Source organism: Symmachiella dynata, from assembly GCF_007747995.1.
GTDB classification, from domain to species: Bacteria; Planctomycetota; Planctomycetia; order Planctomycetales; family Planctomycetaceae; genus Symmachiella; species Symmachiella dynata.
The window spans coordinates 3,648,771-3,663,325 of record NZ_CP036276.1 but is presented as its reverse complement, the minus strand read 5'-3'; the positions used below and the strand labels follow the sequence as shown (position 1 = coordinate 3,663,325).

Sequence of the window (14,555 nt, the reverse complement as noted above, 5' to 3'; positions counted from 1 at the left end):
TTGAAGGAGCCAATCCTTTATCTTTTTTTGATCTGTGTTTGATCCGTGTTCAATCTGTGGCTAAATTCATCGTCAATCACGCGGCAGTGCGTGGCGATTTCACGACCCACCAATTGAGTAGCAACAGCACGAGCGTTAAGAACGTTGCTGCGACCAGGATCCAGGAGTATTTAGGATCAATCTGGTACAGCGCCGTGGGGTTGGGCTGGGCGGGTTGGCGGCCGCCGGGGAAGAGGAGTTTTAAGTTGGATTCCTCGGCATCTTCAAAGTTCACGGCAAATCGGCCGACTGTCGACTCACCTTCACGAATTTCGTAGACGCCCGCAGTATTGGGAGGGAGGATGTCAATCACACTCCCGCGGGGTAAGGTCCGTTGTCCTCCGTCGTGCACTAACATCAATGGCTTCGGATCGGATTCGCCGGCCGGGTCGACCAATCCGTTGTATAGCCGAAAGCGGACTCCCTCGCCGAGTCGGTAGTTCCACCGGTTCAGGCCGGGCAGGTCGCTGCGGCGCAGCTCGATGAGATTGCTGATTAAAATCGGCCAGTCGGGGCTTTCGCTGAGGCTGGATTGCTCGAGGTCGATATTGAGCAAATAGGCCGCGGCGCGGGTGCCGACGAGTTGCGCCAGCAGCGGCGTCTTGCCCACGCTGATTAGTGGCGTCGCTTCTTGCGTGACCGGCTGCACACCGGCCCAAATGACCCCGGCGAGCGTGACCCCGTCGAGCAGAGGGTTTTCCTTTTCAATCACGTAGGGCCCAATCAGATTCTTGGCCGCCTTGCGGGCTGCTTCGCTGGGATTGAGCGGACCAATGCCCAACCACCAAGCATTGCTCTCGGCAGCGGGCAGTCGATCGGAGGTGGTTACGATCAAATCCGCCGCATCGGCCGAAACGACTGCCACGTTGGGCAACGCCTGTAGCGAGCGGCGAAATAGGTCGCGTGCGGGGCCTTCGGGCAATTCGACCGCGACCCCCACAGTGCGGACCTGGGGTTCGATTAGTTGCACACGATTGTCCAACACCAACCCGTCGCGCGGCGACGTTACATCAATATTGAGCTTCCCCACACCACCCGGGACGGTGAGATTGAGCGCCGATTTGCCGCCGGCTGGAATCGTGATCGCCTTTTCAAAAATCGGCGTGCTCCCCGACCGCCCTGTCACTTGCGCATCGGCCGCCTCTTCGCCCAAATTGGTCAAACGCAGATGGACATTACCCACCCCGGTCGCCGCATCGAATTCCCAAACGGCGGTCGTGACGGCGACGTTCTCCAATTTGCGACCGACGGAGATGATTTCCATCGCAGCGGGATTGGTCTCCGTGGTGGGAACATGATCGGTCAAAAATAACAGTTGGCCGGTTTGATCGGCGACTTGTTGGGCAAGGTCCCAGGCGGGGGCGAAGTTGTGCCGCGTCGCCTGCGGTTGCCATTGCGACAGACGCGTCTCGGCTTCACTCCACGGCACAGCGGGACCGGCCAACATCACCGGTCGCGCGCCGGATTGAATCAATGTCACTACGCTATCACTGCCATATTCGTCCATCCGCTGCCGCAATTCCCCAATCGCTTGCTCGCGAAACGTCGCTTCCCCCGGCGGACCACCGCTCATGGAGGCAGAATCATCCAGCACAGCCACCAGATGCGTGACGCTGTCCACCTCACCAAAGCGGGGTTGGCTGATGATCAACGTCAAAAACAGGGCTGCTAACAATTCCAGAATCAACGTCAACGTGATCGGCAACCGATCCCGTCGCCGCCCAGCCAATCGCACTTCACTCTCCACAGCCCACAAATGCAAACCCGCAATCTCCAACGGCGGAAACCGGCGGTGATAGAGGTGAATCCCGAGAATCACAGGCAGGGACAAGAGGCCGAGCAGGCCGAGTGGATTGGCGAACGTCATGAGGCGGGTGAGCTATTTAAAATACTGAATGGATGACATGATGAGCTTGAATGGGATCAACAGAAGCATTGGAACGAACGGCGTCTCTCTCCGGCTGCTCCGTCGCTATAAAATTATATTCGATCTGTAGCATACCACCCCGCAGCGAAGCGAGCCACACCCCAGAATCCGGAAACCCACCCCCCGCGATTGCCGCGAACCGGCTGCTCGTATACAAATACAGGGACGTCCCCACTCATTCGCACGGAACGATCGCCGTATGTCCCCGCTGCAAAAGACCATGGAATGGCTGCTTGAGATCCCCCCCGCAGGGGCGGGGCAGGGGACGTCGTGGAGATATCGTAGTGACTTTCCTTGGCCCGATTGGGTGTTGTTGCTGTTCGCTGTGGCCGCTGTTGCCGTGGTGATCCTGGTTTATCGCCGCGATGCCACCGGAGCTTCGCGGTGGATGCGGGGGCTGTTGGTCGCGATGCGGCTGGGCGCTATTTTTCTGTTGCTGTTCATGCTGAGCAGCGCGTTTCTGTCGGTCGATCGCACCGGCTTGCCGTATGCCGTGGTGATTTTGGACAACTCCGGTAGTATGACGGCGGCGGACCCGTACCAGGATGACGACCTACGTTCCACCGCACGCACGCTATTAGACGCCGCTGACTACGAAGAAGTCACGCCGCTGAATGTCGGTAAAGCGATTTTGCTGCGTGACGAAGGGGCTTTTCTTAAGCGCTTGTTGCAGCGGCATAAATTACGGATTTATAAATTGGCTGGGGCTGCCACCAAGGTCGCCGAATGCATCACACCCGAGGATGTCGACGAAGTCCTACCGCAATTGCGGGACTTGGAAGCCGAAGGAGACCGGACGCAATTGGGGCAGGGGCTAAGGTCGGTGTTGAACGATCTGCGCGGCGCGCCACCCACGGCCATCATTTTGCTCTCCGACGGCATCACGACCGAAGGGGAAAAACTCTCCGCCGCAGCGACTTTCGCCCGCCGCAAGGGAGTGCCGATTTTCGCGCTGGGACTGGGGGACGCGCAACCGGTTCGCGACTTGGAAATCACCGACGTCCAGGTTGACGACGTCGCGTTCGTCAATGATCCCATCACCTTTTTATATACATTGAGTGCGCGGGGCTACGCCGGGAAAACCGTGTCGGTCACACTTCGAGACGAATCGACCGGAGACGCGCTGACGACCGAGCGGATTAAACTCGATGCCGACGAACGCACCCAGAAATTGGAATTGACCTACACGCCGCCCGAAGTTGGTGAGTTTCAATATGTGGTCGACGTGCAGTTGCTTCCCAAAGAGGCCAACACCGAGAACAACCGCCAAGTCCGTGGCGTGAGCGTTCGCAAAGAAAAAATCCGCGTGCTCCTGGCCGATTCCCTGCCGCGTTATGAATTCCGCTTTTTGAAAACCTTGCTAGAGCGGGAAAAGACGGTCGAATTAAAGACTGTTCTGCAAGACGCCGATGCGGAGTATGCGGACGAGGATCGGACCGCCCTGCAAAATTTTCCCGTCAACGAAGAGGACCTGTTCTCCTACGATGTGATCTTGTTTGGCGACATGGACTTGGCGTTTCTCACGGAAAGAACGCAGCAGGAACTGCAGGAATTCGTCAACAAAAAAAGTGGTGGGCTGTTGATGATCGCCGGGACGCAGCACAACCCGATCGGTTACCGGGGGACGCCGCTAGAAGACCTGTTGCCGGTACAAGTCTCCGACGCGGTCCGCAAAGACAACCCATCCCTCATCGGCGACGGCTTTCGACCCGTGGTGACGCTTGATGGCCGCAAAGGAACATCGATTTTCCGTCTGACCGATAACGAACGCGACGACGAACAGGTCTGGAGAGATTTGCCGCCGTTCATGTGGGCGTTCGAGTCCGTCCGGCTGAAGCGCGGCGCGGTCGCATTTGCCGTGCATCCCCAAACGGATTCCGGCAACGAGGAGATCCCCATCATCGCCATGCACCGTTTCGGCGGCGGCAAGGTGATTTTTCATGCCACCGATGAAACATGGCGTTGGCGGTACCGTGTGGGGGATTTGTATTTTGGCCGGTATTGGGTCCAGGTCATTCGCTACCTCAGCCGATCCAAATTGCTCGGCCGAGATCGTGGTGCGGAGTTGACGGTTGATCGCAAGGAATATATGCGCGGCACACCGGTTCAGTTTCGTGTGAATTTTCTCGACGACCGTTTGATTTCCGCCTCAGAGACCGCCGTGACAGTGGTCGTGCAACAGCACGGAGGGCCCCGGCGACAGGTGGACCTCAAGCGATTGCCTCAGGCGCCGACCATTTTTGAAGGGACCTTCGCGAATCCCGTTGAAGGGACCTATCACGCATTCATTGCCTCACCCACGTTTGAAAACGCACCCCCTAGCGTCGATTTTCGCGTCACCTCGCCGATGGGCGAAATGCGTACCGTCAAAATGGACGTCCCCGAATTGACTCAGGCTGCCAAGATCACCGGCGGCGCGTACCATACATTGTTGGAAACCGACGACGTTTTGGCGGCTGTTCCGCGCGGTAATCCCGTTCCTTTGGAAACCGAAGCTCCCAAACAACTTTGGAATTTCTGGCTCACGTTTGCTCTGTTTGTCGGCTTGTTGTGCGGGGAATGGATTTTGCGGAAACGGCTGCGACTGGTATGATGAACGTTGGATTTTGACGTTACGCGAGGGAAACGACAGTACGATGTTCACTCCACTGGAAACGCGACTCAGCGAACTACGGCAACGCGTACGTCGCGCGCTGTTCGTCAATGGCGTCTCCTGGCTGATCACGGTGTTTGTCGGCTCGATTGCCGTCATTGGCATCGCGGATTGGCTGTTTCGCTTCAGCGACTCCGGTGTCCGCTTGATTCTCAGCCTAACGGTTGTCGCCGCGACCGCCTATATTGCCTATCGTCGGTTAATAGCGCCGTTGCTGGTCCAATTGAATGATCTCGATTTAGCGCTGCGGATTGAACGCCTGCACCCAGAACTGAAGGACAGTCTGGCCAGTACCGTACAATTCCTCAATCACGACATCGATCCCGCACTGGGTTCCCCCGAACTGCAACAGCAGGTTGTGAACGAAACCAGCAAACACCTACAAAACGTCGACTTCGACGAAGTGGTCCAAACGCGCAACGTCAAACGGATCATGCTGGCGGCAACTGCGGTCTGCTTGGCGACGGCGGTTTTGGTCGGTTTGAATCGCGCGGATGCCTCGATTGCCTTCAAGCGGATGGTCTTGCCGCTGTCGGATACAAACTGGCCTAAACAAACGCAATTGCGGATTCTGGGAGACGATTTTGAATCGGTCCATTCCCCAGAGACACCGCTACGCATCGCCATTGGTGAAACCCTGACCCTCCACATCGACAACGCCCGGGGCGGACTGCCGGATAACGGGATGATTTTCTTTCGATTTCCCGACAAGCAGGAAACGTCGCAACAACTCAGTGCCCAATCGATCACCGACCGGGAGGATCAACCCCGCGACGTCTTCGTCTCCAGTCTGTTGGTGTTGGAAGGCCCGATTCAATTCCGTGTCGAAGCGGGAGATGATCTGGAGATGCCATGGTTCACGATCGAGGCCATTGTCCCTCCCAATTTAGAAGATCTGCAAATCACGCTGACGCCGCCGGAGTATTTGGGGCAACCCAGTGTCGACCTCCCTGCTGGAACAGGACACGTAGAAGGACTCCTGGGCACCACAGTGACCACCAAAGCCCGCGCCGACAAACCGTTGGTGGATGCCCATTTGCACGTCTATGAACAATCGCAACCCCTCGTGCTTGGCCCGGAGGGCCTGACGTTCGGCGCTGAGTTTACGATTGCGCAACCAGGCAATTCGATCTATTGGTTAGCTTTCCGCGATCGCGAAGGGCATGACAGCGGACAAAGCCGGCATTACGAGCTGCGGGGGATCGAAGATCGTGTCCCCGAAATCGAAATCACGGATCCGACCACCAATCTCCGTGTGACCGCCGTCGCCAAGATTCCGTTGCGGATGGTCGCCAAGGATGACTTGGGTCTCAAGGAAATCCGCCTCGTCTATCACACTGGTTCCAAATCCGGCGCCGAAAATCCGGATGATGCTGATGCAACACAACCGCAGATGCACACCGGTGCCCAAACCGTAACCAAGGATGCGGATGATGCCGAAGCAACGGAGCCGCAGATGGTTTCGGTTTTCAACGACTCCACCAGGCCCCAACATCAGTCGGCGACTTATGAATTCGACCTATCGACGATGGATCTCAAACCGGGCGACACCATCACTCTGCATGCCGAAGCGACCGATGCCTTTGACTTGGGTGAGGAGCATGTCGGCAAAAGTCTGCCGCGGATCTTTACCGTGGTCACTTCCGAAGAGAAACAGCAGGAGTTGGCCGACCGACAAGCAGACATCATGGCCGATTTGGAGCTGGCCCAAAAACAACAAGACGCCGCTCACCAGCAAGTTCGGCAACTGCAGATTCAACTCAATGAAGCAGGCGAATTGCGGCCGCAGGACGTTGATACATTGCAGCAAACGGAAATGACCCAACGACGCGCAGCCCAAAAACTGAGCGACGCGGAAACCGGTGTGCGGAAACGTGCGCAGCAACTCCTCAACGACATCCGTGACAATGCCATCGACGATCCGAAAACCACCCGGCGGATGACCAAGCTGGATGAGGAACTCAAACGCCTCGGCCAAGAGAACCTACCCCAGATTGAAGAAGACCTAACAGCCGTCCGCAAACGCGAACAAAGCAAAGTCGCCAACGACAATGCTCAAACCGATCCCCCCAAAAAATCTGCAGATGCCACAGCTGAACAACAGCAGGCGCTGGAGCGAGCGGAGAAGAATCAACAGATCGTTGCGGAGTCGCTCAACGCTGCACTCAAAGAGATGGCCGAGTGGCGCACGCATCGTGACCTAGCTGGCGATCTTGAGCAATTGGTCGAGTCGCAGCAGAAGCTGAATCAGGATGCAGAAAAGCTCGGCAAGCAAACACTCACCAAACTCCCCGCGGAGTTAACCAAGCAGGAACAAACGGACCTGCAACGACTCGGCGAACGTCAACGACAAGCTGCCAAACGACTCGATCAATTGAAATCGAAAGTCGAGGAAACGCGAAAGTCGTCAGCGGATCAAGACTCCACTGAGTCCCAGTTGCTTGAGGAAGTCGCCGAGCAGATGCAAGAACAATCCACCGCCGCCAACATGCGCGAGGCAGCACGGCAACTCCAGAAAAACGACGTTGGCGCCGCAATGCAAAACCAGCGGGAATTGCTGAAACAATTGCAAGACTTGCAAGACACACTGCACAATCGCCGCCAAACCGATACGGCCGAGATGGTCAAAAAGCTCAAACAAGAGGAAAAGAAACTCGCCGAACTCAAGGATCGTCAAAAAGAACTGATGCGCAAAATCGAGAAAGCGCAGGACCTGCAGGATCCCGAAGAGCGGCAACAGGAACTGAAAAAGCTGGCGAAAGAACAACAACAACTCCGCGAAGAAGCCCAGAAAATGACGCGGCGTCTGCGCCGACTGCAAATTCAAAAGGGCCGTGATGCGACCGCCCGCGCCGCCGACCGCCAACAACAGGCCGCCGAACAACTCAAGAAAGACGACCCCATCGCCGCCGCCGAACAGGCTCAAGAGGCACTGGATGATATGGAGCAAGCGCAGCGGGAATTGGCCCAACAGCGTCGTGAAGCGGAAGAACAACTGGCACAAGAACAATTGGAAAAAATCGCCGATGAATTACGAGCCATGATTCCACGGCAGCAAGGGGTGATCGACGAAACCGCACGGCTGCAAGGCCGTTATGCCGAACAGGGCAAATGGTCGCGAGGCACATTGCGATCGTTGATTGGCTTAACCGAAGTCCAACGTGGATTGCAATCAGAGACCGAAAAACTGCGAGAGACGCTCACCGCCGCCGAAGTTTTTGCGTTAGCCCTCAAAGGAGCGGCGCGCGACATGGACCGGGCGGCCGTGCGATTATCTGAACGGCAAGCCGACGAAACGACGCAGCGTCACGCGATGCGAGCCAAGCAGCGTTTCATCGATCTTGTTGAAGCCCTCAAACCGGAGAAAAAGGCCCCGCAGAACAAACAGAACCCACAACAGCAAGGTCCCGGCCCCGGCGGCGCACAAGGCGGCCCGCCGACCGATGGCATTCCGCAGTTGTCGCAACTCAAAGTTCTCAAGTCAATGCAAAGCGACTTGCGGGAGCGGACGATCGAATTGGCAGCGCTAATAGAAGCCGCTGACGAAATCACACCGGCTAATCAACAAGCCTTGCAGGATCTCGCGTTGGAACAAACAGAATTGGCCGACCTGACTCGCAACCTGACAAAAATCACAGCAGCGGCCGAAGAAGAGCCAGTCGAAGAAGAGCCGGCCACCGAGGAATCGATCATCGAAGAACCGGCCGCCGAAGAAGATGTTCTGGAGCTCAAACAATGAACCGAATCCATCTGACCGCTGGCCTATACCTCGCGTGGGCATTAAGTGGACTGCCGGTTTGCGGAGACGAGACCGAATCACAGCCGCCCGCCGTGACCGAGCCCGCTGTGACCGAGCCCGCTGCCAAGGATGCAGAACCCAAAGCGTCACCGCGGGATGAAGCGATTGACAAAGAATTAGAGGAGTCGCTGCTTCCCGAGGACGCGCAGCAACAGCCGGGCGAGGTGTTGGATCGCGCCGTCAATCAGATGCGCGACGTCAGCCAGCGCATCGAAGCAGGGCAGCCCGGACAAGAAACGCAACAACTGCAGCAAAAAGTGCTCGACGATTTGACGCAACTGATTGAACTGCTGCAAAATCAGCCCCCGCCGCCACCCCCCAATCCCAACAACCAACCGCCGCCGCCCCAGAACGACAAAAAACCACAACCAAAACCAGACACAACCCAGCAGCAAAAAGACCAACAACAAAAGCAACAAGAACAACAGAAAACCGAACGGCGTCCCCAAGACGGCCAAGAAACCGAGGAACGGTTCGATAAATCAAAAGCGGAAAAAGCCCGCGCCGAGGCGGCCCGCAAACGCATGCTCAAAGACATTTGGGGACACCTCCCCGAAGCGATCCGCAATCGGTTGCTCAACAACTTCAGCGAAGAGTACCTACCCAAATACGCTCCCGAGGTTCGTAAGTATTACGAAGACCTCGGCCAACGCCGTCGCGGTGGGCAAAACCGCTGAGTGGGTTGTTGGAGCGTATCGTGTGCGATGTTTGACGTTGCTTAGTGCAGGTGTGCCCGTTGCGAGTTTCGTCATGCACAGCATGACCTACTCATTTGATGTGGGTGCAGCGGCGATTTTTAGGACTGTGGTCGATTCGACATTCTTCTTCAAGTCTTCTTCGGCCCACCAGGTCGGCTTCATTTTCCGTTTGGAATACAGGTGTTCTCCCTGGTCCATGAAGTGCGGCGAAGTTGGATCGCCGCTTTGGCCCCACGGCGTGCAGGTCAGCGATTCGATGCCGTCTTTGTGAAAGAACATCAAGATCATCGCCATCGACCCGTTGTGGGCGACGTACTTGCCGGGCAGGGCGGGGTCTTCGTGTGTGTTCACGTCAAACAGCGTTTCAGAGAAGTTCGCCTCTTTCGGCCCGGAACGAAATTCCGCGCCTCCCACGGGAAAGTATTGTCCTTCGCGGCCGACTTTGTGAATCTCGCCCCAGGCGACATCCCAGCGTCCATGTTTCGACTTCAACTCCGCCATCGTTTCCGCCAGCAATTCCAGGAGTTGGGCCTGTTGTTCCTCGCCCAGATGACCGCCGCCGATCATCGGCTTGAGGTTCATTTCTTGACCACATTTAATCCGCCAGAATTTATACAGCGACGTTGCCGTTTTGTCGGCCGTGAACCGGCCATCCCAAGCCAGAATCGCTTTGACCGCCCTGGCGAATTCCTCGTCCTGCATCTTCTCTTGCCCGGCGGCACTGACCGCTAACTCCAGTTCCTGTTTCCATTGCGGGGCAAAATAGTCCTGCACATCCATCGTGATCGCGATCGCTTCGTCACGGGTCACCGAATCGTCCGCATCCAACATTTGCACGGTCCGTAATCCGCGGGGATTGTTCGTGTCCCACGATACGTTGTAGATGTAATCCTTATAATCGCCCGGTTTGAGTGGTGAATTGACCATCATGTTTTCCGGACTGATATTGCAGTTTTGCATGTAGCCTTGCGGCGGATTAAAAATGTGCACCAGATCGTCGATGGAATGTTTGCCTTTCCAAGCGGTCTTCGAGGTATTGCCCGGCACAGGCCGATTCCAATCGTAGCCATCGGGGCGAATCGGCGTCGCTCCGCTACGGACATACCCGATGTCCCCGTTCGTGTCGGCGAACATGATGTTTTGCTCGTTGAACTCACACATGCCGATGGCGTCATAAAATTCTTGCACGTTCTTGGACATCGCCATGCGATAAAATTGTTCGAACAGGCCGGTCTGCTCAAGATAGGGCGAGGCACCGACAAAAGCCTTGCCGGTTTTCAGGTCCGGCGGGGTGATCAATGGGCCGAGGTGTGTATAGACCGCGGGACGGATGGCGGGTGTTTGGCCTTTGACTGCGATCGGAAAAACGGTCGTTTCGCATTTGCGCCACTTGCCGTCGTATTCGTACTCCAGCAGTGGGTTCACCCGGACATTCATCTCATAAACGTCCGACGTATCGGGGCCCCCTGTCGTCAATGCCCAGCCGACGTGCTGGTTGTGTCCGATCCCCATGACCGGCGAGCCGATCAAGAAATAACCGTTCATGTGCAAGTCCCCCGCATGCACGCGGGCTTCATACATGACCGCCAACCCTTCCCAAGTCAGGTGCGGGTCGGACAGCAAAATCGCCACGTTGTCCGCTGAGCGCGATGGGGAGACCGCCCATTGGTTGGAACGCTGGGCGGGCTGCTCACGTTTTTTTCCGTTTTTTAGATCGTCCTGAATCGTCCCTAATGGCCACCGCAAAATCATGGCCCGGCCAATTGTCTGGATCTTCCAAGGTTCTAATTCGACCGCGAATTCGGGGACCGCCTCAGGATGCTCGTCGGAATATGCTTGGACTCCCGCCGTGAAATTCTCGGCAATTTCTTTGAGATGCGGCGGTAACGTCTTCCAGGATTCCTCGGCCAACTCCGCATTGCGGCACAGCCGCATAATGTAGTCTTGTTCGAGATACTTTTTCCCAAACGCTTCAGACATCGTCCCCAAGCCAGTCCGCAGGCTGATATGAATGTCCTTCAAACGATCTTGGGCCTGTGCATAGCCCAGTCCATAAGCCCCTTCGGCCGCTGTGGCTCCATAGATATGCGGGACGCCCCATTTATCGCGATGAATCGTCACCGTGCGCTCAGCAGCGATGCCGATTTCGACTAGGTGAGTCACAAGCAAGGCAGCAACGAAAATGCACAGACGAAAACGCATGTCACTATACTCCAGGACGTGGGGCCGAGATGCGGACCAGTAGAATCACCAAGGTCTAAAAAAAGACCGTCCACTCACTGTAACCGACACAGCCCCGCAGGGCCAAGCTTTACGGACTGGAAAATTCCTTAGTGACCGTCTGAAACCGCCGGCACTCGGTGATCCTGCGCCTACCTATCATTTAGCTTCACGCCACCAAACGCTCGTTCGAGGTTATGAAATCGTCGCCAATTTTTGGCCATTGGCGATGTGGTCCCCTTGGGCAACGACGATGCTGGCGACTGTTCCTGCAGAGGGCGCGGTCGCGTTGATCTCCATTTTCATCGCTTCCAAGACGACCAGGACATCCCCTTCGTTCACAGCGTCGCCAACCTGGACGGGAATCCTGAGCACCACGCCCGGCATTGAGGCATTGACGTCGACTTGCGCGCCTCCAGCCGGTGCTCCCGCAGTGGCGGCCGCTGGGGCGTCGGATGCTTGTAGGGAGACTTGATAGGAGCGGCCATTGACGGTGGCGTTGTTGCCATCGACGGTCAAAGCAAACGTTTCGCCATTCACAGTTACATTGTAACTAGCAGGTTTGCCCGGCGTGGCGGCCGCCGCTGTTGCGGTGGACTGCGTGGGGTCGACTTTTCGCACTCCGACAGTCGCCTCTCCTTTCAGATACGCGATTCCCTTTTCAGCGCAGGTCGCAGCAATGAAAATATTCTCGTCGGTGGTCGGCAGCTTTTCTGCTTCGAGCACCTTTTGGGCGACTGCAATGCCTTTTTCGGGATCCTCATTGTTCATCTCGAGCGGCGAACGTGTGGTCGGTTCCAAGCCAAGTTGTTCCGACGCGATTTTGACAATCTCAGGATCGGGCGGAACGGGGGTTTTCCCAAGATAACCCAGCACCATTTTTCCGTACGATGGCGCAATGCGCGCCCACGGTTCCCCCATGACGTTATTGAGCGCCTGTTGGACATAGAACTGCGACACGGGTGTCACGGATGTTCCGAACCCGCCGCGGCGGACAACGTCACTCATGGCTTTGATCAAATCGGGATACTTATCGATAATCCCGTTGTCGCGCATCATTTGTGTATTGGCGGTCAAAGCTCCCCCCGGCATGGGGCTCCAGGGGATCAGCGGTTCGACCGTGGTGGCTTCGGGAGGCAGGAAGTAATCGCTCATGCAATCCTTGAAGACCTCTTCAGCCTCGCGCACCTTGTCGATGTCGATATCGAGCGTGTACTCTGAACCGCGGAGTGCGTGCCACATCACCAGAATATCGGGCTGACAGGTCCCCCCGGAGCAAGGGGCCATCGACAGGTCGATGGCATTGGCGCCGGCGTCCAATGCGGCGATGTTCGACTGCACCGAAATTCCCGCGGTTTCGTGCGTGTGGAAATGTATGTACGTTTCCGGCGGGAGCATTTTCCGCGCGGCTTTGATCGTTTCATGAACCTTGGAGGGTACCGCTGTTCCGGATGCATCTTTGAAACAAATCGAATCAAACGGAATTTCAGCATCTAGTATCTGCTGTAGACGATTCGCATAAAACGCCGCATCATGCGCGCCGCTGCACCCCGGAGGGAGTTCCATGAGCGTGACACAGATTTGATGCTTCAAACCGGCATCGACAATGCACTGCCCGCTGTAAACAAGGTTTTGCACATCGTTGAGCGCGTCGAAATTGCGGATCGTGGTGATGCCGTGCTTTTTGAACAACTCCGCGTGCAATTTGATGATGTCGCTGGACTGCGACTCCAAGCCGACAACATTCACGCCCCGCGCCAACGTCTGCAGATTGGCGTCAGGCCCAGTCACGGCCCGAAACTGGTCCATCATGTCGAAGGCGTCTTGGTTGCAATAAAAATACAACGACTGGAATCGCGCTCCGCCCCCCGCCTCGAAATAGCTGATGCCGGCGTCGCGTGTGGCTTCCACCGCGGGCAGGAAATCTTCGGTCAAAACGCGGGCACCGTAGACGGACTGAAATCCATCCCGGAACGCGGTACACATGAAGTCGACTTTTTTAGTCACGTGATTCGTCTCTTCAGCTAAAATGACGTTTGATTCGAGGAGCGAAAACGATCCGATTGAGCGGCGACGCTAAGCCAGGTCCGGCTCACAAGACAGACCACAGCACGCCAGCGGCAACGGCCGATCCGAGCACGCCGGCCACATTGGGCGCCATGGCGTGCATCAACAGGTGATTGTCGGTCCCTTCTTCCAAACCGACCATTTGGGCCACACGGGCTGAGTCGGGCACAGCCGAGACCCCCGCAGCACCGATCAAGGGATTGATTTTATGATGCAAGAACAGGTTCATGAATTTGGCGAATAACACCCCACAAGCGGTCGCTACGCCAAAGGCCGTCGCTCCCAACGCGAAGATCAGTAACGACTCCCCTTTGAGAAACGTTTGAGCTTGCGTGCTGGCACCGACGGAAAATCCGAGCAAGATGGTCACGATATCGATCATCGACGTCCGGGCGCTTTGTGCCAGACGGTCGGTCACGCAACTCTCTTTGAGCAGGTTCCCAAAAAACAACATGCCGATTAACACAATCGCTCCCGGCGCCAGCAATGCACAGATTAAGAACGCGACAATGGGAAAGATGATTTTCTCTCGCTTCGTCACGTCGCGTGTCGACTGCATGCGAATCTTGCGTTCGTTAGAGGTCGTCAGCAGCCGCATGATGGGCGGTTGAATCACCGGCACGAGCGCCATGTAGGAATAGGCGGCAATCGAGATCGCTCCCAGTAACTCCGGCGCGAGTTTGGCGGACAAGAAAATCGCCGTCGGGCCGTCCGCCCCTCCAATAATTCCAATTGCTCCTGATTGTTGCGGCGTAAACCCCAAGTAGAGTGCGCCCAACAATGTTAAAAACACGCCAAATTGAGCAGCGGCGCCTAAGAGCACAAGTTTGGGATTGGAAAGCATCGTGGAAAAGTCGGTCATTGCCCCGATGCCGAGAAAGATGAGCGGAGGAAAGACTCCTTGCTTCACCCCAAAATAGATGTAGCTGAGCACGCTCCCCTCGTCATAAACCCCCAAAGGCATGCCTTCGACCGGTGGAATGTTCCCAACCACAATTCCCATGCCGATCGGGACGAGCAATAACGGTTCGTAGTCTTTAACGATCGCCAACGTGATAAACACGATCCCGATAAAGATCATGACAGCATTGCCGAGCGTAAGATTCACGAACCCGGTCGACTGCAAAAACTGATTGAAAATCTCCATGCAAG

At 56.4% G+C, this 14,555-nt stretch carries 7 protein-coding genes; 3 read left to right on the top strand and 4 right to left on the bottom strand.

Annotated elements, in window-relative coordinates; all coding sequences use genetic code 11:
• Nucleotides 1–76 precede the first annotated feature (76 nt).
• Nucleotides 77–1,906, bottom strand: a complete 1,830-nt coding sequence (locus tag Mal52_RS14075) for a BatA domain-containing protein (RefSeq protein ID WP_145376840.1) — start codon at nt 1,904–1,906, stop codon at nt 77–79.
• Nucleotides 1,907–2,165: 259 nt separating this feature from the next.
• Here Mal52_RS14075 and Mal52_RS14070 point away from each other — a divergent pair, with 259 nt between their 5' ends.
• The 3 genes from Mal52_RS14070 to Mal52_RS14060 are packed head-to-tail and all read left to right on the top strand — an operon-like array spanning nt 2,166 to nt 9,095.
• Entirely contained in the window at nt 2,166–4,559 is a 2,394-nt protein-coding gene (locus tag Mal52_RS14070; protein WP_145376839.1) for a VWA domain-containing protein, read from the top strand.
• A 43-nt stretch (nt 4,560–4,602) separates the two neighbouring features.
• The gene (locus Mal52_RS14065) at nt 4,603–8,358 is read left to right on the top strand and encodes a hypothetical protein (RefSeq protein WP_145376838.1); all 3,756 of its coding nucleotides are present in this window, start codon (nt 4,603–4,605) and stop codon (nt 8,356–8,358) included.
• The gene (locus Mal52_RS14060; protein WP_145376837.1) at nt 8,355–9,095 is read left to right on the top strand and encodes a hypothetical protein; all 741 of its coding nucleotides are present in this window, start codon (nt 8,355–8,357) and stop codon (nt 9,093–9,095) included. Before Mal52_RS14065 ends, Mal52_RS14060 begins: the two co-directional genes overlap by 4 nt.
• A gap of 87 nt (nt 9,096–9,182) precedes the next feature.
• On the opposite strand, the gene Mal52_RS14055 is transcribed toward Mal52_RS14060, so the two are convergent.
• The 3 genes from Mal52_RS14055 to Mal52_RS14045 form a co-directional block, all read right to left on the bottom strand.
• Nucleotides 9,183–11,318 (bottom strand): penicillin acylase family protein, encoded by a 2,136-nt coding sequence (locus Mal52_RS14055; RefSeq protein ID WP_145376836.1) that lies wholly within the window; start codon nt 11,316–11,318, stop codon nt 9,183–9,185.
• Nucleotides 11,319–11,531: 213 nt separating this feature from the next.
• Complete coding sequence (locus tag Mal52_RS14050) at nt 11,532–13,322, bottom strand: biotin/lipoyl-containing protein (RefSeq protein WP_420824951.1); 1,791 nt, start codon at nt 13,320–13,322, stop codon at nt 11,532–11,534.
• Between the two features lie 106 nt (nt 13,323–13,428).
• Complete coding sequence (locus tag Mal52_RS14045; RefSeq protein ID WP_145376834.1) at nt 13,429–14,550, bottom strand: sodium ion-translocating decarboxylase subunit beta; 1,122 nt, start codon at nt 14,548–14,550, stop codon at nt 13,429–13,431.
• Between the last annotated feature and the right edge of the window lie 5 nt (nt 14,551–14,555).

What these genes read in the sequence shown, in the direction of transcription:
- Mal52_RS14075 (WP_145376840.1), bottom strand. Translation starts at nt 1,906, where the DNA reads ATGACGTTCGCCAATCCACTCGGCCTGCTCGGCCTCTTGTCCCTGCCT.
- Mal52_RS14070 (WP_145376839.1), top strand. Translation starts at nt 2,166, where the DNA reads ATGTCCCCGCTGCAAAAGACCATGGAATGGCTGCTTGAGATCCCCCCC.
- Mal52_RS14065 (WP_145376838.1), top strand. Translation starts at nt 4,603, where the DNA reads ATGTTCACTCCACTGGAAACGCGACTCAGCGAACTACGGCAACGCGTA.
- Mal52_RS14060 (WP_145376837.1), top strand. Translation starts at nt 8,355, where the DNA reads ATGAACCGAATCCATCTGACCGCTGGCCTATACCTCGCGTGGGCATTA.
- Mal52_RS14055 (WP_145376836.1), bottom strand. Translation starts at nt 11,318, where the DNA reads ATGCGTTTTCGTCTGTGCATTTTCGTTGCTGCCTTGCTTGTGACTCAC.
- Mal52_RS14050 (WP_420824951.1), bottom strand. Translation starts at nt 13,322, where the DNA reads ATGTGTACCGCGTTCCGGGATGGATTTCAGTCCGTCTACGGTGCCCGC.
- Mal52_RS14045 (WP_145376834.1), bottom strand. Translation starts at nt 14,550, where the DNA reads ATGGAGATTTTCAATCAGTTTTTGCAGTCGACCGGGTTCGTGAATCTT.